The sequence below is a fragment of the Micromonospora sp. NBC_01405 genome, from assembly GCF_045040155.1.
Classification (GTDB): Bacteria; Actinomycetota; Actinomycetes; order Mycobacteriales; family Micromonosporaceae; genus Micromonospora.
In genome coordinates, this window is record NZ_CP109532.1 from 2,696,054 (window position 1) to 2,712,784 (window position 16,731).

General features: G+C 74.2%; 16 protein-coding genes. 6 read left to right on the forward strand and 10 right to left on the reverse strand.

From position 1 onward, the window contains the following. Positions 1 to 49 precede the first annotated feature (49 nt). Both OG559_RS11190 and OG559_RS11195 read left to right on the forward strand, forming a co-directional pair. Entirely contained in the window at positions 50 to 3,100 is a 3,051-nt protein-coding gene (locus OG559_RS11190; RefSeq protein WP_405114921.1) for a hypothetical protein, read from the forward strand. A gap of 121 nt (positions 3,101 to 3,221) precedes the next feature. Beyond that, the gene (locus tag OG559_RS11195) at positions 3,222 to 5,054 is read left to right on the forward strand and encodes an NHL domain-containing thioredoxin family protein (protein ID WP_405114923.1); all 1,833 of its coding nucleotides are present in this window, start codon (positions 3,222 to 3,224) and stop codon (positions 5,052 to 5,054) included. Between the two features lie 78 nt (positions 5,055 to 5,132). On the opposite strand, the gene OG559_RS11200 is transcribed toward OG559_RS11195, so the two are convergent. The 3 genes from OG559_RS11200 to OG559_RS11210 are packed head-to-tail and all read right to left on the reverse strand — an operon-like array spanning position 5,133 to position 7,367. Then, positions 5,133 to 5,882 carry a LamB/YcsF family protein gene (locus tag OG559_RS11200; RefSeq protein WP_405114925.1) on the reverse strand — a complete coding sequence of 250 codons (750 nt, stop codon included), beginning with the start codon at positions 5,880 to 5,882 and terminating at the stop codon, positions 5,133 to 5,135. After that, on the reverse strand, positions 5,866 to 6,759 hold the full coding sequence (locus OG559_RS11205) for a biotin-dependent carboxyltransferase family protein (protein ID WP_405114927.1): 894 nt from the start codon (positions 6,757 to 6,759) through the stop codon (positions 5,866 to 5,868). Before OG559_RS11205 ends, OG559_RS11200 begins: the two co-directional genes overlap by 17 nt. Continuing rightward, on the reverse strand, positions 6,756 to 7,367 hold the full coding sequence (locus tag OG559_RS11210) for an allophanate hydrolase subunit 1 (protein ID WP_405114929.1): 612 nt from the start codon (positions 7,365 to 7,367) through the stop codon (positions 6,756 to 6,758). The genes OG559_RS11205 and OG559_RS11210 overlap by 4 nt, the downstream gene beginning before the upstream one ends. Before the next feature lie 106 nt (positions 7,368 to 7,473). On the opposite strand from OG559_RS11210, the gene trhA reads away from it, so the two are divergent. Then, entirely contained in the window at positions 7,474 to 8,151 is a 678-nt protein-coding gene (gene trhA / locus OG559_RS11215) for a PAQR family membrane homeostasis protein TrhA (RefSeq protein ID WP_396671751.1), read from the forward strand. Positions 8,152 to 8,288: 137 nt separating this feature from the next. Here trhA and OG559_RS11220 read toward each other — a convergent pair whose 3' ends face one another. Continuing rightward, on the reverse strand, positions 8,289 to 8,576 hold the full coding sequence (locus OG559_RS11220; RefSeq protein WP_386969025.1) for a DUF6458 family protein: 288 nt from the start codon (positions 8,574 to 8,576) through the stop codon (positions 8,289 to 8,291). Positions 8,577 to 8,690: 114 nt separating this feature from the next. Here OG559_RS11220 and OG559_RS11225 point away from each other — a divergent pair, with 114 nt between their 5' ends. Continuing rightward, positions 8,691 to 9,221, forward strand: a complete 531-nt coding sequence (locus OG559_RS11225; protein ID WP_405114932.1) for a SixA phosphatase family protein — start codon at positions 8,691 to 8,693, stop codon at positions 9,219 to 9,221. 63 nt (positions 9,222 to 9,284) lie between these two features. Here the strand turns inward: OG559_RS11225 and OG559_RS11230 are convergent, their stop codons facing one another. From OG559_RS11230 to OG559_RS11245, 4 genes are all read right to left on the reverse strand, one after another. Further along, positions 9,285 to 9,554, reverse strand: a complete 270-nt coding sequence (locus tag OG559_RS11230) for a DUF6458 family protein (protein WP_043961115.1) — start codon at positions 9,552 to 9,554, stop codon at positions 9,285 to 9,287. Between the two features lie 244 nt (positions 9,555 to 9,798). Then, positions 9,799 to 11,655, reverse strand: coding sequence for an acyl-CoA dehydrogenase (locus tag OG559_RS11235; RefSeq protein WP_405114934.1), 1,857 nt, complete (start codon positions 11,653 to 11,655; stop codon positions 9,799 to 9,801). A gap of 312 nt (positions 11,656 to 11,967) precedes the next feature. Continuing rightward, positions 11,968 to 13,095 carry a PP2C family protein-serine/threonine phosphatase gene (locus OG559_RS11240; RefSeq protein WP_405114936.1) on the reverse strand — a complete coding sequence of 376 codons (1,128 nt, stop codon included), beginning with the start codon at positions 13,093 to 13,095 and terminating at the stop codon, positions 11,968 to 11,970. Positions 13,096 to 13,216: 121 nt separating this feature from the next. After that, complete coding sequence (locus OG559_RS11245; RefSeq protein WP_405114938.1) at positions 13,217 to 13,858, reverse strand: septal ring lytic transglycosylase RlpA family protein; 642 nt, start codon at positions 13,856 to 13,858, stop codon at positions 13,217 to 13,219. Positions 13,859 to 14,073: 215 nt separating this feature from the next. Between OG559_RS11245 and OG559_RS11250 the strand changes: the two genes are divergently transcribed. Both OG559_RS11250 and OG559_RS11255 read left to right on the forward strand, forming a co-directional pair. Further along, a complete protein-coding gene (locus OG559_RS11250; protein ID WP_405114940.1) occupies positions 14,074 to 14,622 on the forward strand; it encodes a phosphoribosyltransferase family protein in 549 nt (182 codons plus the stop codon). A gap of 100 nt (positions 14,623 to 14,722) precedes the next feature. Next, on the forward strand, positions 14,723 to 15,136 hold the full coding sequence (locus tag OG559_RS11255; protein WP_405114942.1) for an ASCH domain-containing protein: 414 nt from the start codon (positions 14,723 to 14,725) through the stop codon (positions 15,134 to 15,136). Here OG559_RS11255 and OG559_RS11260 read toward each other — a convergent pair. Then, the gene (locus OG559_RS11260) at positions 15,040 to 15,774 is read right to left on the reverse strand and encodes an AAA family ATPase (protein WP_405116578.1); all 735 of its coding nucleotides are present in this window, start codon (positions 15,772 to 15,774) and stop codon (positions 15,040 to 15,042) included. The two genes, OG559_RS11255 and OG559_RS11260, sit on opposite strands and share 97 nt — an antisense overlap. A 12-nt stretch (positions 15,775 to 15,786) precedes the next feature. Continuing rightward, complete coding sequence (locus OG559_RS11265; protein WP_405114944.1) at positions 15,787 to 16,689, reverse strand: LLM class flavin-dependent oxidoreductase; 903 nt, start codon at positions 16,687 to 16,689, stop codon at positions 15,787 to 15,789. Between the last annotated feature and the right edge of the window lie 42 nt (positions 16,690 to 16,731).

Consider the following 16,731-nt stretch of genomic DNA (forward strand, 5'->3'; position numbering starts at 1 on the left):
GACGCACCGCCGGCGTCGGCGGCCGACATGTGATGGAGGAGGCGCACCGATGACGTCCGAGGGCCCGCACCACCCCGGCCAAGAGCCGGACGAGGTGTCGCCGGGCACCGGCGCGCCCGCGCCGTACGGCGTCGCCAGCCCGGACCTGGGCTGGGCACCCCCGCCCCCCACGGCCCGGCCGAATCCGCCAGCTCCCGCCCGGGCGGCGCAGAACGACCAGCCGCCCACGGCTGCCTGGGGCGCCGCCGCCCCGCCGAACGCCCAGCCGCCCACCGCAGCCTGGGGCGCCGCACCGCAGGGTGGCCAGCCGCCCACCGCGGCCTGGGGTGCCGCCCCGCCACCCACCGCCGCGTGGGGGGCCGCACCGCAGGGTGACCAGCCGCCCACGGCGGCCTGGGGTGCCGCGTCGCAGAACGACCAGCCGCCCACCGCCGCGTGGGATGCCGCCCAGGCGCCGGCACAGCAGCCGGAGCCGCACCGGCCGGACGTGTGGGGGCCACCGCCCGCCGCGTCGCAGCCCGCCTGGGGCCAGGCCGACCAGCCGATGCCGGACTGGAAGCAGGAGAATCAGCCCAGCCCCACCTGGCCCGCCACCGCGCCGCCCACGCCGCCCGGCCCCGCCGGTGATCAGCCCCAGCCGGCCTGGGGAACGCAGCCCGAACAGCCGGCGCCGGCCTGGCCCGCCCAGGCCGAGCAGCCGCCCGCCGCGTGGGGCCAGAACGAGTCGGCCGCCCGGGGTGCCGCCCGCGTCCCCGGCCAGGCCACCCCGCCCCAGGACGCCTGGCCCGCCCAGGCCGACGCCAACCCGTCCGACGGCTGGAACCCCACCGGACAGCAGGACGACCCCGCCCGCTCCGGCGGCTGGAACGCCGGCTCGCCCGCCTCCCCTCAGGACGACCCCGCCCGCTCCGGCGGCTGGAACGCCGGCCGGCAGCCGGACGACGGAGCCGTTCACCCAGTTGGCTGGGCCCCGGCCGAGCAGCCCGCGTTCGCCGGCAAGGCCGAGCAACCGCCCACGCCCTGGGGGCAGACCGAGTCGGCCGCCCGGGGTGCCGCCCGCGTCCCCGGCCAGGCCACCCCGCCCCAGGACGCCTGGCCCGCCCAGGCCGACGCCAACCCGTCCGACGGCTGGAACCCCACCGGACAGCAGGACGACCCCGCCCGCTCCGGCGGCTGGAACGCCGGCGGACAGCAGGACGACCCCGCCCGCTCCGGCGGCTGGAACGCCGGCTCGCCCGCCTCCCCTCAGGACGACCCCGCCCGCTCCGACAGCTGGGCTGCCACGGAAGGCAAGCGCGACGACCAGCCCCAGCCGACCGCCTGGGCCGGTGCCGACGGGACGGCCACGCCCGGCGCGTGGGGCGCGGCGTCGGTGCCGCAGCAGCAGGAGGACCGCCCGGCCGTCCCGGACTGGGCGGCTGCCGAGCCGACATCGGTGCCGCCTGCCCGGGCCACCGCCACCGTCAGTGTGGACGGGCCGCCATCCTGGAGCGCCCCGGCAGAGGACCAGCAGCAATGGCCCGGCCCGGATCGGACCGAGCGGCCCGCCGTGCCGGACGTCGAGCCGTGGGCACCGGGCGAGGCGTGGGGACGGTCCGCCGAGGCGGAGCCCGCGGCAACACAGCCGGCCGGCAACGGCTGGGAGCCGGAACGGTCGGAGGACCGGCCGCTGTACCAGCCGGCACCGGCCCCAGGGATCTCGCCGGCCAACGCCGTCCCACTGCCGCCGCAGGAGCAGCGGGTGCCCGGCGCCAGCCTGGCCGCCGCCCCGCCGGCCGACTACCTGCCGCCGGCCCAGTTCACCCCGGAGGTCGAGCCGTCAGGCCGCGAGGGCGGGCCGTCGGCGTACGAGCCGGAACTGGCGGGGGCCGACAACGGCTGGGGCCGCACCGAGGAGCCCCAGTCTCCCGCCGGCCCGGTCGTTCCCGCTCCCCGGATGTCGCCGGAGGGCCAGGCGTCCGCCCGGGCCGCTGTCTCCCTGCCGGAGGCCGGGGAGCCCGGCAGCGTCTCGGCGAGCGCGTCCGTGCCGCTGACCAGCCGGGTGACGCCCCCGGCCGACCAGGTCCGGCCCGGCGACGCGCCCGCGCCGCAGCCCCGGGTGTACGGCCGGCCCACCCGCCCGGAGCCGGTCGAGGAGCCGGAGCAGGCGGAGGGGCAGGGCTTCTACCCCGACCCCAACCCGCCGCACCGCTTCGACGAGCCGGGCCCACAGGGACACTTCGATGAGCACGGCCCACAGGCCCGGTTCGACGAGCCGAGCCCGCACGGGCGGTTCGACGAGGCCGGCCAGCACGGGCGGTTCGACGAGCCCGGGCCGCAGAGCCGGTTCGACGAGCCGAGCCCGCACGGGCGGTTCGACGAGGCCGGCCAGCAGCAGCGGTTCGACGACCGGGCGCCGCAGCGTTTCGACGAGCCCGACCGGCAACACGGATACGGCGACGGGCCGGCCGCCGCGGCAGGGGCAGTTCCGCCCGTCTTCCCGCCCGGCGTGCCGTCCTTCATGGACCCGCCGGTCAGCAACCGGCCGGTGAACGGCGTCCGGCCGCACGACGGCGACCGGCCGAATGACCAGTTCGGCGGCCCGACGGCCCCGGTCAGCGGTGGCGCGGCCGCCCAGGGCGCGGCGCCGGGGCACGGCCCGGCCCCATTCGGCGAGCCGGCTCAGGGTGGCTTCCCGCCGGCCTTCCCGACGCAGGGCCAGCAGTCGGGTTCGTCCTGGGACGTGGAGCCCGAGCAGGGCCGGTTCGACTCGTTCAAGCCGGACGCGGCCGAGCAGAAGACCGAGGCCCCACCGCCGAAGGTGCGCAACGGCCGGGTGCTGGCCGTCGTGCTGGTGGCCGCCGTGCTGATCCTCGCGGTCCCGCTCGGCCTGCTCATGCTGCTCGGCAAGTTCAGCGACGACAAGGTGCCGGCGGTCGGCTCCTGCGTGAAGCGGGTTGGCGCCAACGTGACGGCGGCGACCTGCGGCGAGGCCGACACCTTCACCGTGGTGTCGAGGGTCGACGCCAAGGAGAAGTGCGCCGACCCGACCCAGCCGTCCGCAATGCTCCAAGGCGACGTGCCGAACAAGGTGCTCTGCCTGAAGCCGTCCACCAAGTAGCGGATTCCCGAGGGCGGGGCCACGGACCACCGTGGCCCCGCCCTCGTCGTACGCCGGGTGTGACCGGGGCCCCGCGCCGGGTGTTGGCGTACGGGGCATCCCCGTCGGGCAGACTGAGGAGATGAGCGCACGAGTACGTGCCCCGGAGCTGCGCGGACGGGGTTGGCTGAACACGAGTGGGCGGGACCTGAAGCTGGCCGACCTGCGCGGCAAGATCGTAGTCGCGGACTTCTGGACCTTCTGCTGCATCAACTGCCTGCACGTGCTCGATGAGCTGCGCCCGCTGGAGGAGAAGTACGCCGACGTGCTGGTCGTCGTCGGCGTCCACTCGCCGAAGTTCGAGCACGAGAAGGACCCGGACGCCCTCGCCGCCGCCGTCGAGCGGTACGGCGTGCACCACCCCGTCCTCGACGATCCCGAGCTGGACATGTGGCAGCAGTACGCGGCCCGGGCCTGGCCGACCCTCGCGGTGATCGACCCCGAGGGGTACGTGGTGGCCACCATGGCCGGCGAGGGCCACGCCGAAGGGCTGGCCCGGCTGGTGGACGAGTTGGTCGCCACCCACGAGGCGAGGGGCACCCTGCACCGGGGCGACGGCCCGTACGTGCCGCCGGCCGAGCCGGAGACCACCCTGCGCTTCCCCGGCAAGGCGGTCCTGCTCGACGGCGGGAACCTGCTGGTCTCCGACTCGGCCCGGCACTGCCTGGTCGAACTGGCCCCCGACGGCGAGACCGTGGTCCGCCGGATCGGCTCGGGCGAGCGGGGGCGGGCCGACGGCCCGGCGGGTGCCGCCGCGTTCTCCGAGCCGCAGGGGTTGTGCCGGCTGCCGGAGCACGTGGCCGAGGTCGCCGGGTACGACCTGGTCGTCGCGGACACCGTCAACCATCTGCTGCGCGGCGTGCGGCTGAGCACCGGCGAGGTGGTCACCGTCGCCGGCACCGCCCGGCAGTGGCGCTCCACGGTGGACGACCACGCCCACGACGCGCTCTCGGTCGACCTCTCCTCCCCCTGGGACCTGGCCTGGTACGACGACAAGGTGATCGTCGCGATGGCCGGCATCCACCAGCTCTGGTGGTTCGACCCGATCCGACGCACCGCCGGGATGTACGCCGGCACCACGGTCGAGGCGCTGCGCGACGGCCCCCTGACCGAGGCGTGGATGGCGCAGCCGTCCGGCCTGTCGGTGTCGACCGACGGCGCGCGGCTGTGGATCGCCGACAGCGAGACAAGCGCGGTCCGGTACGTCGAGAACGGCCTCCTGGGCACCGCCGTCGGGCAGGGGTTGTTCGACTTCGGCCACGTCGACGGGCCGGCCGAGCGGGCGCTGCTCCAGCACCCGCTGGGCGTGTGCGCGCTGCCGGACGGCTCGGTGCTGGTCGCCGACACGTACAACGGGGCGGTCCGCCGGTTCGACCCGGGGACCGGCCAGGTGTCCACGGTCGCCGCCGGGCTGGCCGAGCCGAGCGACGTGGTGCTGACCGCCGACGGCGGGGTGCTGGTGGTCGAGTCGGCGGCGCACCGGCTGACCCGGCTGGCTCCGGGCGCGCTGTCGGCCGCCGGGGCGAGCACAGTCGATGGGCCCCGGCACCGCACCGAGCGGAAGCCGACGGACGTGACGGCCGGCGAGGTCACCCTGGACATCGTCTTCACCCCGGCCCCGGGGCAGAAGCTGGACGAGACGTACGGGCCGTCGACCCGGTTGGTGGTCTCGGCGTCCCCGCCGGAGCTGCTGCTGGACGGGGCAGGCACCGGCACGGAGCTGTCCCGCCGGCTGGTGGTCGACGGTGCGGTGGCCGGTGGGGTGCTCCAGGTGACCGCCCAGGCGGCGACGTGTGACGCCGGCGTGGAGCACGCGGCCTGCCACCTGACCCGGCAGGACTGGGGCGTGCCGGTCCGGGTGGTCGAGGGCGCCGCGGCCCGGCTCCCGCTGGTCCTGCGCGGCCTGGACGCCTGACCCCGCCGCCGACGCTGCGGGGCGGGGCCGGCGGGGCAGGGCCGGCGCAGCGGGGCAGGGCCGGCAGGGCGGGTCCGTTCACACGAACGGGGTGGGGGTGACTCCCGCGTCGATGAGCGCGGCCCGCACCAGGGCGGCGGACGCCACCGCGCCCGGGGTGTCCCCGTGCAGGCAGATCGATTCGACCGGGCAGGGGACGACAGTGCCGTCGACCGCGACCACGGTCCGCTCGGTGGCCATCCGGACGGCCCGCTCGGCCACCCGCTCGGGGTCGGTGACCAGCGCGCCGAGGGCGGTGCGGGGCACCAGCGTGCCGTTGGGCAGGTAGCCCCGGTCGGCGAAGCCCTCGGCGACCACCCGGATGCCCGCCCCGGTGGCGAGTTGGGCGAGCACCGAGCCGGGCGCGCAGAGCACCGGCAGCTCGCGGTCGTAGTCGTTGATCGCGGCGACCAGCGCGGCGGCCTGCGACTCGTCGGCCGCCGCCGCGTGGTAGAGCGCGCCGTGCGGCTTCAGGTACCGGACCCGGATGCGGAACGCCCGGCAGAACGCGTCGAGCGCGCCGAGCTGGTAGGTCACCTCGTCGCGCAGGTCGGTGAAGGCGTACGCGATGTGCCGGCGGCCGAATCCGGCGAGGTCGCGGTAGCCGACCTGGGCGCCGACGGTGACCCCGCGTTCGGCGGCGGCGGCGCAGACCCGGCGCATGGTGGACGGGTCGCCGCCGTGGAAGCCGCAGGCGACGTTGGCCGAGGTGATCAGGTCCAGCAGCGCCTCGTCGTCGCCGAGCCGCCAGATGCCGAAACCCTCGCCGAGGTCAGCGTTGAGGTCCATGGAACCTCACCGTAGTACCTGGGCGGGCCTGTGCGAGTCCGGTCGCGTCGTCCACCACCCCGACGACCGGGTAGCCGCCGGTGGTCGGGTGGTCGGCGAGGAAGATCAGCGGCTGACCGTCGGCGGGGACCTGCACCGCGCCCAGCACGATGCCCTCGCTGGGCAGTTCCCCGGCCACCGCGCGGGGCAGCGGTGCACCGACCAGTCGCACGCCGACCCGGTTACTCACCGAGCTCACGGTGTACGCCGTGTCGTACAGCAGGTCGAACGCGGCAGCGGTGAACCAGTCGTCCCGGGGGCCGGGTCGTAGCCCGAGGAGCAGCTCGACCGGGGCCGGGCGGCCGACGGTGCCGTCCACCGGCGCGGGGTCGCCGGCCGGGGCGCCGAGCGGCAGGGTGTCGCCGTCGCGCAGCGGGGGCGGGCCGAGGCCGGAGAGGGTGTCGGTGGACCGGCTGCCGAGCACCGGTGCGACGGCGATCCCGCCGGCCACCGCGAGCCAGCTCCGTAGCCCGGTGCGGGCCGGGCCGACCCGCACGACCGCCCCGGCCGGGACCGCGAGGGGCCGGCCGACGTCGCCGGGCCGGTCGCCGACCCGGACGTCGACGTCCGCGCCGGTGATCGCGACCGTGCCGGCCCGGGTCAGCCGCAGCGTGCAGCCGGTCAGGGTGATCTCCAGGCCGGCGGCGGCCTCCGGGTTGCCGACGAGGCGGTTGGCCAGCCGCAGCGCCGCCGGGTCGAGCGCCCCGGACCGGGGCACGCCGAGGTGCGCCCAGCCGGGCCGTCCCTGGTCCTGCACGGTGGTGAGCGCGCCGGCCCGGAGCACCTCGATCCGGCCCGCCGGATCGTCGGCGACCGGGGCGGCCGGGCGGGCGGTCACCCGGCCACCAGGCGGACCCGGGTGCCCGGGGTGAGCCGGGCCGGCGGGTCGGCGCGCACGTCGAACAGGGACAGGTCGGTCCGGCCGACCAGCAGCCAGCCGCCGGGCGACGCGCCGGGGTAGATCCCGGCGTACGGGCCGGCCAGGGCGACCGAGCCGGCCGGCACCCGGGCCCGGGGCGTCGGCAGCCGGGGTACGGCCCATTCCGCCGGCAGCCCGGTCAGGTACGCGAACCCGGGCGCGAACCCGCAGAAGGCGACCCGGAACTCGGTGCCGGTGAGCCGGGCGACCACTTCGGGCACGTCCACCCCCCAGTGGGCGGCGACGGCGGGCAGGTCCGCACCGTCGTACCGGACGGGGACCTCGACCTCGTCGGTGGGCCCGGCGTCGGCGGCGGGTCGGGGCGTCCAGCCGGCGACGAGTGCGGCGGCCCGGGCCGGGTCGGGCACCCCGTCGAGCAGCACGGTACGGGCCGCCGGGACGATCTCGACGGCGGTCAGCTCGCCGGCTGCCCGGCGGCGCCACAGCTCAGCGCGCCAAGCCTCGACCTGGTCGGGGCCGTCGCAGTCGAGCAGGAGTGCGTTCGTGCCGACGGGTCGGATCCGCATCCCGTCATGATTCCCGATTCGGCGGACGGCCAGGGGCGTCCGACCCCTCGATCTCGTGACCCGGGACACTACTTGCAGGTAACCTACGGTGCCGTAACCTAATGGCGTGACGACCTCCGCCCCGCTTCGACTCAAGCCGGTCGACATCGGAAAGCCCCGGATGCGGGGCTGGCTGCACACCTACGCGTTCTTCATCGCGCTCGTCTGCGGCGTCGTGCTCTGTTCCGTCGCAGCCGGTCGGCCCGGCTGGGCTCCGCTGGTGAGCTGCCTGATCTACAGCCTGACCGTGTGCGGGCTCTTCGGCACCAGCGCGCTCTACCACCGCCGGGTGTGGTCGGAACGCGGGTATCAGATCATGCGCCGGATGGACCACTCGATGATCTTCGTGTTCATCGCCGGTACGTACACGCCGTTCTGCGTCCTGTTGCTGGACGCCCGGCACGCGACCACCATGCTCGCCCTGGTCTGGGGCGGCGCGCTGGGCGGGGTGGCGGTGAAACTGATCTGGCCGCACGCCCCGCGCTGGGTCTCCGCCCCGCTCTACCTGGCGCTCGGTTGGGTCGCGGTGGCGATGCTGCCGCAGATCCTGCACTCCGGCGGGGTGACCGCGCTGGTGCTGCTGGCGGTCGGTGGCGCGATCTACAGCGTCGGCGCGGTCTTCTACGCGCTGCGCCGCCCCAACCCGTGGCCCACCGTCTTCGGCCACCACGAGTTCTTCCACGCCTGCACCCTGGTGGCCGCGGTCTGCCACCACATCGCGATCTACTTCGCCCTGTTCGCCTGAGGGCCGCACGGGGGCAGTACCTGCCCGCACACGCCGAGGGCCCCGCACCGTTGCGGGGCCCCGGGGTTTTCGGGTGGTGGTCGGCCGGGCCGGCAGGCTGTCCTCGGCCGTCGGCACGCGGTCGTCGGGCCGGCTGGTCAGACCGTCCGGCCCGGGCGGCGCACCTCGCGGTACTCCTGCACCACCGGCTCGCCCTGCACCGGTACGACCCGGTCGGCCACGACCCGGTTCTCCCGCACCGGGGTGGCCACCACGGTGCGCCGGCCCCGGTTCCAGAAGTAGAGGGTGGTGAGCAGGCTGACGACCCCGGCGAGCATCAGCACCCAGCCGACGACGCTGAGGTTGAGCCACCCCAGGTCGGCCTGCACGGCGAACGCGAAGATCGCACCCAGTGCGATGAGGAAGATGCTGGCACCAATGCCCATTTTGTCGCCTCCTTGGCTGTCAGCTGGCGCTACTACCCGCCGCGGCCATCGTGAGGTTGCGGCACCCATCGACATACCCCGGCACTCCGCTCGCCAATCGGGCAAGCTGGGGCCATGACGGACGCCGGGGGTACGGAACGGACGCTGGTGCTGCTGAGGCACGCCAAGGCGGAACCGCCGGGCGACGGCAGGGACGCCGACCGGCCGCTGACCGCGCGGGGGCAGGCCGACGCCGCCGCTGCGGGCGCCTGGCTGGCCCGGCACGGCCTGCTGCCCGACGTGGTGTTCTGTTCGCCCGCGAGACGCACCCGGGGGACCTGGCACGGGGTGGCGCTGGGCATGACCGGCTCACCGGACGAGACCGGGCCCGCCGGCACCTCCCCGGCGGTGCGCTACGAGCCCGGCGTGTACGAGGCAGGCCCGGTGGAGCTGCTGGCCCTGGTCCGGTCGGCACCGCCGGAGGCGACGACGGTGCTGCTGGTCGCCCACAACCCGGGTGTCTCGCTGCTCTCGGCGCTCCTCGACCCGGACCGGGCGGACCAGCAGGGCATGCGTACCGTCGACCTCGTGGTGCACCGCACCCGGCTCCGCTGGGCCGACCTGCGCCACGCCGACATCACCGCCCGCCACACCGCGCGGGGCTGAGCCCGGGGCGGGTACGCGTGGCAGGGGCCCCGGTGCGACCAGGGCCCCTGCTCACGGGCTCACTCAGGACGGCGGCGCCGTGGGCGGAGGCGGGTCGGGCGGAGGCGGCATCATCGCGGTCGGATGCGACAGCCGGTTCTCCTCCACGATCAAGGTGCGCGCCCGCTTACGCCGGTCCTGCCAGAACCAGAGCGTGGTGAGCAGTACGGCCAACCCGGCCAGGATGAACACCCAGCCGACCGCGCGCAGGTCCACCCACCAGACGTTCGCCCGGATGGCGAAGGTCAGGATCGCGCCGATGGCGATCAGAAAGATTCCGCTACCAATGCCCATGTGCGCTGCACCCCCACGTGCGGTGGCTCTGGGCGTTCACTGACGACGTCCGCGCCCCGGTTACCCGCCCGCGCCGCCAACTACCCGGTACAGACACCCCGATAGAGCCCCGAACCCCTCCGAACCAGAAGCGCCGGCACTTTCACGGAATTCGTGGCCTCCCGGCGCGGGACAGCCCCTCATTCCGTGAAAGTGCCGGCGCAGACCCGGCGGGTGGGGGCGCGCGGGGCGCCCCGGGGGTGGGCTAGAAGGACTCCTCCGGGAGGTCCATCACGTCCAGGTCGGTGTTCTCGATGATCCGCCGGTCGGCGCCGAGGCGGGGCAGCACCTCGCGGGCGAAGAACTTCGCGGCGGCGACCTTGCCGGTGTAGAACGCCTTGTCGGCGGCGGAGAGTTCGCCGTTCAGGGCACGCAGGGCCACGTCGGCCTGCCGCTGGAGCAGCCAGCCGACGACCAGGTCGCCGATCGCCAGCAGGAACCGCCGGCTGCTCAGGCCGACCTTGTAGAGCGCCCGGGAGTCGCCGGCCTGCGCCTCGCCCAGCCAGCCGGTGAGCACGCCGAGCATGCTCTGGATCTCGGCGAGCGCCTTGCCGAGCGACTGCCGCTCCTGCTTGAGCTGGCCGTTGCCGCCCTCGGAGGTGATGAACTCCTGGATCTCGGTGGCCACCGTCATCAGGGCCTTGCCGTTGTCCCGGACGATCTTCCGGAAGACCAGGTCGAGGCTCTGGATCGCCGTGGTGCCCTCGTACAGGGTGTCGATCTTCGAGTCCCGGATGTACTGCTCCAGCGGGTAGTCCTCGAGGAAGCCGGAGCCGCCGAACGTCTGGAGCGACTCGTGGCCGAGCATCTCGTACGCCCGCTCCGAGCCCACGCCCTTGACCAGCGGCAGCAGCAGGTCGTTGACCCGCTTCGCGGTCTTCGTCGCCTTCTCGTCGCCGGCCGCCTCGGCGATGGCGACCTGGTCCTGCCAGGTGGCGGTGTAGCAGACCAGGGCACGCAGGCCCTCGGCGTACGACTTCTGAAGCATCAGCGAGCGGCGCACGTCCGGGTGGTGGGTGATGGTGACCCGGGGCGCGGTCTTGTCGGCCTGCTGGATCAGGTCGGCGCCCTGCACCCGGTTCTTCGCGTACTCCAAGGCGTTGAGGTAGCCCGTGGAGAGGGTGGCGATCGCCTTGGTGCCGACCATCATCCGGGCGTATTCGATGATCATGAACATCTGCCGGATGCCGTCGTGCTTGTCGCCCAGCAGCCAGCCCTTCGCCGGCACGCCGTGCTCGCCGAAGGTCATCTCGCAGGTGTTGGAGACCCTGATCCCCATCTTGTGCTCGACGTTGGTGGCGTAGACGCCGTTGCGCTCGCCCAGCTCGCCGGTGTTCTCGTCGAAGTGGTACTTCGGGACGACGAACAGCGACAGCCCCTTGGTGCCCGGGCCGCCGGCGCCCTCGACGCCGACCGGGCGGGCCAGCACGTAGTGCACGATGTTGTCGCTCAGGTCGTGCTCGCCGGAGGTGATGAAGCGCTTCACGCCCTCGATGTGCCACGAGCCGTCCGGCTGCTGGACGGCGCGGGCGCGACCGGCGCCGACGTCCGAGCCCGCGTCCGGCTCGGTGAGCACCATGGTGGAGCCCCACTGCTTCTCGACGAAGAGCTTGGCCCACTTCTGCTGCCGCTCGTTGCCCTCGACGTACACCACGTGCGCGAAGGAAGGGCCGGAGGAGTACATCCAGACCGGGGCGTTCGCGCCGAGCACCAACTCGGCGAGCGACCACCACAGGGCGCGGGGGGCGTTGGTGCCGCCGAGGGCCGGCGGGAGGTCCAGCCGCCAGAACTCCGAGTCCATGAACGCCTGGTACGACTTCTTGAACGACTCCGGCAGCGGTGCGGTGTGCGTGGCCGGGTCGAAGACCGGCGGGTTCCGGTCACTGTCCGTGTAGCTGGCGGCCAGATCCTCGCGGGCGAGGCGGTCCACCTCGGCGAGGAAGCTGCGCGCGGTGTCGACGTCGAGATCCGAGTACGGCTCCTGGCCGAACGCCCGGTCCGCCCCGAAGACCTCGAACAGGTTGAACTCGAGGTCCCGAAGGTTGCTCTTGTAGTGGGTCATGCTCGCTGGCCCCGCTTCCGGACAGGTATTACCGATCAGTAACCCCGACTGTATTACTCGCCGGTAGGCAGCGACAAGCCGCCCGCTGAAGTGACAGCGATTACACACCTGCGTTCCGGCGCTCGCCGGGCCACCGAATCAGCAGGCCAGCGGCCGTCGGGCCGCCACCGCCCGGTGCCGAGTGACGAAATCGTGCCCAATCCTGGAATCAGTGGCCTCAGCCGCACCGCGACACCACATTCTCCAGGAAACAGCACGATCCCGACACGGAGCGTCTCCGTCAGCCCCGGCGGCACCGACCTCCCAGCTCCGTCAGCCCTCGGCGGCACCGACCTCCCAGCTCGGCACCGGGGCGGTCACCGCGCTGCTCGGGCCCGCGTACTCCATCAGGACCAGGGCGATGTCGTCGTCGAGCCGGCCGTGCACCCACTCGACCAGGGCGGTCTCCAGCGAGGCCAGCCCGTCGCCGACCGTGCCGTGGCCGAGCAACCGCCAGGCCCGGTCGGCGGTCGGGAAGAACTCGCCGTCCCGGCGGGCCTCGCCGAGGCCGTCGGTGAACAGCAGCAGGCGGTCGCCCGGCTCCAGCCGCTCGACCCGGGGCCGGACGACCGGCATGAAGCCCAGCGGCGGGGCGGGTGCCGGCGGTTCGAGGGGGATCACCGCGCCCCGGCGCAGCAGCAGCGGTGCCGGGTGGCCGCAGTTGACGATGGTGAGCGTCCCGCCCCGCTCCTCGACCAGCGCGGCGGTGACGAAGTCCTCGTCGCCGACATTGCGGGCCACCGCCCGGTCCAGGTCGGTCACCACGGCCCGCAGGTCGGCCCGCTCGTACGCCACGTGCCGGTACGAGCCGAGCACGATGCTGGCCAGCCGGACGGCGTCCAGCCCCTTGCCCCGGACGTCACCGATGATCATGCGCACGCCGTACGGGGTGTCGATCGCCTCGTACAGGTCGCCGCCGATCTCGGCGGTGGCGGTGGACGAGATGTAGCGCCCGGCCACCGCCAGTGTGCCCACCTGCGGGCCGAGCGGACGCAGCACCGCCTGCTGGGCCACCGTCGCCAACTTGGACAGCTCGGCGATCTGCTCGGCCTGCCGCTCCCGGACGCCGGCCGCCACACCCGCGATGGCGGTGGCCAGCGCGATGCCGGCCACGTTGACCGCAGTCACCAGCGATGTCGCCGGCTCCATCAGGGCGAAGGCCGACCCGATCGCGGTGGCGACGGCGCCCACCCCGAGCACCACCCGCCAGGAGGCGAGCGCGGCGGCGAGGAAGGGCGCGGCGACCATCAGGGCGATGTAGTGCGCCGTGCGGCCGTCCGCCAACTCCACCCCGGAGATGATTGCGAGCAGGGCAAGGGCCGCGCCGAGGCCGGCGCGGGATCCGGGGCTCAGCGGGCCGCGGCCCGACTGGAAGGCATGCGTGCGTACGAGGGACAGCATGCCTGATCGACGCGGGCCGGTGAATGAGCCTGGCCCGTCGTCCGAGGATGTTCTGCCCGGCCGGTCCGGAGTGCCGGACCGACGGGGGACGGATGCCTCGCCCACCGCAGGGGTCGCCGAGTCAGCCCAGGACCTCGTATTTCACCGTGAGCGCGCCGACGTCGACGGAGGTGATGGTGGCGAATGCGGCCCGGGACAGGTCGATGCAGCGGCCCTCGATGAACGGGCCACGATCGTTGATCCGCACGGTGACCGACCTGCCGTTCGCCGGGTTGGTCACCCGGACCCTGGTGTCGAACGGCAGGGTCTTGTGCGCGGCGGTCAGCTCGTTGGGGTTGAAGGTCTCCCCGTTGGCCGTGAGCTGGCCCTCGTCGTAGAAGGACGCGCCGCAGGAGCCGCTGTCGACGACGGTGCTGGTCGGGGCCGGCTTCCTGGTCGTGGCGGCCGGCTTCGGCGCGGCGGTGCGGGCCTTGCTCCGCGACGCGGCCTGGGTCCGGGTCGCCTTCGGGCTGACCGTGACCGTCGGCGAGGGGCTGGCGCTGGGCGGCAGGCTCGCGCTCGGCGACGCCGAGGGTGAGGCCGGCACGGCGGGGCTGCTCACCGGGGCGTCGGCGAGGGCCGGCGCGGAGTCCGCCGGTTCGCCGGAGGCGAGCTGGACGGCGCCGACGGTCCCACCGACGGCGAGCGCGACACCGACCGCCGCGGTGGCCGCGATGCCGGCCGGCGAGGAGAACATGCGGGTACGGGAGTGCCTACCAGCCACCGGGCCCGTCCTTTCGTCGTCGCTGAACAAACCGGCCCGGACCGTAACGAGAGAAGCACTTCCGAAGTCAACGTGATCATGGTGCTATGCACGTATTTGCTCGCATACGTGTAGCCGATCATCCGAGGCGAGGTGGCCCGCTCGGCCCCGAACCCGGCCGGCCCCGAACCCGGCCGGCACCGCACGGCTCGCGGGGATGTCGCAGGATGGGCGGCATGCCCGCTGAGCTGAGCGAACGCCTCGTCGAGCTGTTCCGGTGGATCGATCCCGGCCCGGGGAGCACCCACCTGGTCAGCGACGTCTCCGGCTGGTGGCGGGACCCGGCCGTTCTGGCGGAACTCGGGCCGGCCCTGGTCACGCCGTTCCGGGCCGCCCGGCCGACCGTGGTGCTCGCCCCGGCCGTCACCGGGCTGTTGCTCGGCCCGCTCGCCGCCACCGCGCTCGGGGTGGGCTTCGTGCCGGCGCACAAGGCCGGGGACGGGCGGCTGCCCGCCGGGGCGACCACCTGGGCGCAGAGCCCGCCCGACTTCCGGGGCCGCCGGGTCGCACTCGGCGTCCGGGACCGGCACCTGGGCCCCGGGGACCGGGTGCTGGTGGTCGACGACTGGGTGGCCACCGGTGCCCAACTCCACGCCCTGTACGAGATCTGCGCGACCCGGGGGGCCGAGGTCCTCGGCACGTCCGCGGTGGTCGTCGACTGCCCGCCCGCCCTCGCCACCGAGCTGCGGGTACGCGGCCTGCTCGACGCCGCCCGGCTGGGCTGAGCAGCGGCTGTGCGCGCCGGGCGGCTCAGCCGGGCGGCGAGGCTCGACGGCGGGCGAAATCGGGCGGCGGCGGGCGGCGGGCGCGCGTAGCCTCGGCAGGATGTGGCCTCGCATCGGTGACCTGCGCTCCCTCGACCTCGGCACGCCCGGCGAGATGCGGGCCCGACTCAACGCCCTGGTGCTGGCCGGGGTCAAGACGGCGACCGCCGGCCTGATCGACGAGTACGCCGAGGAGGGCGAGGAAATGGAGCGGGCCGGCGAGCGGCTGGCCCTCGTGGACGACCACGACGCGCTGGTCGGGGTCGTCGAGGTGACCGGCGTCGAGGTGGTCCGCTTCGCCGACGTCCCCTGGGACTTCGCCCGCTCGGAAGGGGAGGGCGACCGGTCCATCGAGGAGTGGCGGGCCGGGCACGCCGCCTACTGGGCCCGGGTCGGCACCCCCGTCACCGACGACACCCAGGTCGTCTGCATCCGGTTCCGGCTCGTCTCGACCGAGGGCAGCACCGCCACCTGAGGCGCGGGAGAACCTGCCGACACTCCGGCGGCCACCACTATGACTTCTTCCCCCTCGCCGAACGGCGGCTCGAAGCTCTGGAGGTAGCGGTCCAGCAGTTCGTCGGTGATCGGAAAGGCGGCGTTGGCGTCGAAGCGCTCAGCTCGCGTACGGAGGCGCTGCCGGAGCAGCGCCGGCTCGGCCTTGAGGTAGACGAGACGCCAACAGCCCCCGGCCTGCTCGATCAGCTCCTGGTATGCCTGCCGTCGTGAGCGTTGCCAGAAGCTGGAGTCGATGACGACGTTGCGACGCTGTGCCACGAGTGAGAGCAACCGCTCCCGCAGAGCCTGCCTCGCGACTTCGGTGTGTTCCTCGTACCGGTCGGGCTCGTAGTCGACGCCGTAGCGACCGAAGCGATGCCATATCTCCTCATCGACGGACAGACGGACGTAGCCTTCAGTCTCGAGGTCTTTGGCGTACGTCGTCTTGCCCGAGCCGGCCATCCCGCACATCAGGACCACCTCAGGCTGCTCAGGGAGCCGTGTTTCGTCCGCTCTCATGGACGCCAGGGTGGCGGACAGGACCGGAATCGTCACCCGCAATTCGGCATGACAGGACGTTTCATCGGCGGGACCTGTCCGCCCCGCCAAGACGTTCATGAGCACGGGCGGTCAGGCGGGGCGGTCAGCCGGGGCGAGGCGGCGCAGCTCGGGCAGCAGGCGGGTGGCCGCGTCCACCAGGACGGCTTCGTCGCCCGCGTGCCAACTGTTGGCCCGCGGCCAGTGCGTGACCACGTCGGTGAAGCCCAGCGCGGCGGCCCGCCCGACCTGCTGGGCGAGGAAGTCCGCGCTGCTCAGCGAGAAGACCGGGGCGGAGTCGAGGGAGAGGTAGCGGTCCAGCGTGGCCGGGTCGCGGCCGGCCTCGGCCAGCGTCCGGTCCATCCGCGCGGCGAGGTCGGACACGGTCCCCCACCACGCCTCCAGGTCGTCGCCACCCGTACCGGTGGTCACCCAACCCTCCCCGAACCGGGCCACCAGCCGCATCGAACGGGGACCGTTGGCGGCCATCACGAACGGCACCCGGGGACGCTGCACGCAGCCGGGATTGTTCCGGGCGTCCACGGCGGCGAACCACTCGCCGCGCCACGTCGTCCCGTCCTCCCGCAGGATCAGGTCGAGCAGCTCGGCGAACTCGGCGAGCCGGTCGACGCGCTGGCGCGGCGGCAGCATCTCGCCGCCCAGCACGGCCGAGTCGAAGCCGATGCCACCCGCGCCGAGACCGAGCAGGAACCGGCCGGCGGAGACGTCGTCGAGGGCGGTGATCTGCCGGGCGAACGCCGCCGGGTGCCGGAAGTTGGGCGAGGCGACCAGGGTGCCGAGCCGGATCCGGGAGGTCACCGTCGCGGCGGCGGTCAGCGTCGTCATCGAGTCGAACCACGGCCCGTCGACCAGGTCCCGCCAGCCCAGGTGGTCGTACGTCCAGGCGTGGTCGAAGCCCCACTCCTCCGCCTGCCGCCACCGGCGCTGCGAGTCCGACCAGCGCTGGTCCGGGAGGATCACGATGCCAATCCGCATGATCGCCAGCGTACGACCTGCCGGGGGTCACCGACCCGCTCG

What these genes read in the sequence shown, in the direction of transcription:
- OG559_RS11225 (WP_405114932.1), top strand. Translation starts at nt 8,691, where the DNA reads ATGACGGACGCCGGGGGTACGGAACGGACGCTGGTGCTGCTGAGGCAC.
- OG559_RS11230 (WP_043961115.1), bottom strand. Translation starts at nt 9,554, where the DNA reads ATGGGCATTGGTAGCGGAATCTTTCTGATCGCCATCGGCGCGATCCTG.
- OG559_RS11255 (WP_405114942.1), top strand. Translation starts at nt 14,723, where the DNA reads ATGTGGCCTCGCATCGGTGACCTGCGCTCCCTCGACCTCGGCACGCCC.
- OG559_RS11240 (WP_405114936.1), bottom strand. Translation starts at nt 13,095, where the DNA reads ATGCTGTCCCTCGTACGCACGCATGCCTTCCAGTCGGGCCGCGGCCCG.
- OG559_RS11195 (WP_405114923.1), top strand. Translation starts at nt 3,222, where the DNA reads ATGAGCGCACGAGTACGTGCCCCGGAGCTGCGCGGACGGGGTTGGCTG.
- OG559_RS11200 (WP_405114925.1), bottom strand. Translation starts at nt 5,882, where the DNA reads ATGGACCTCAACGCTGACCTCGGCGAGGGTTTCGGCATCTGGCGGCTC.
- OG559_RS11190 (WP_405114921.1), top strand. Translation starts at nt 50, where the DNA reads ATGACGTCCGAGGGCCCGCACCACCCCGGCCAAGAGCCGGACGAGGTG.
- OG559_RS11265 (WP_405114944.1), bottom strand. Translation starts at nt 16,689, where the DNA reads ATGCGGATTGGCATCGTGATCCTCCCGGACCAGCGCTGGTCGGACTCG.
- OG559_RS11210 (WP_405114929.1), bottom strand. Translation starts at nt 7,367, where the DNA reads ATGCGGATCCGACCCGTCGGCACGAACGCACTCCTGCTCGACTGCGAC.
- OG559_RS11250 (WP_405114940.1), top strand. Translation starts at nt 14,074, where the DNA reads ATGCCCGCTGAGCTGAGCGAACGCCTCGTCGAGCTGTTCCGGTGGATC.
- OG559_RS11220 (WP_386969025.1), bottom strand. Translation starts at nt 8,576, where the DNA reads ATGGGCATTGGTGCCAGCATCTTCCTCATCGCACTGGGTGCGATCTTC.
- OG559_RS11235 (WP_405114934.1), bottom strand. Translation starts at nt 11,655, where the DNA reads ATGACCCACTACAAGAGCAACCTTCGGGACCTCGAGTTCAACCTGTTC.
- OG559_RS11260 (WP_405116578.1), bottom strand. Translation starts at nt 15,774, where the DNA reads ATGAACGTCTTGGCGGGGCGGACAGGTCCCGCCGATGAAACGTCCTGT.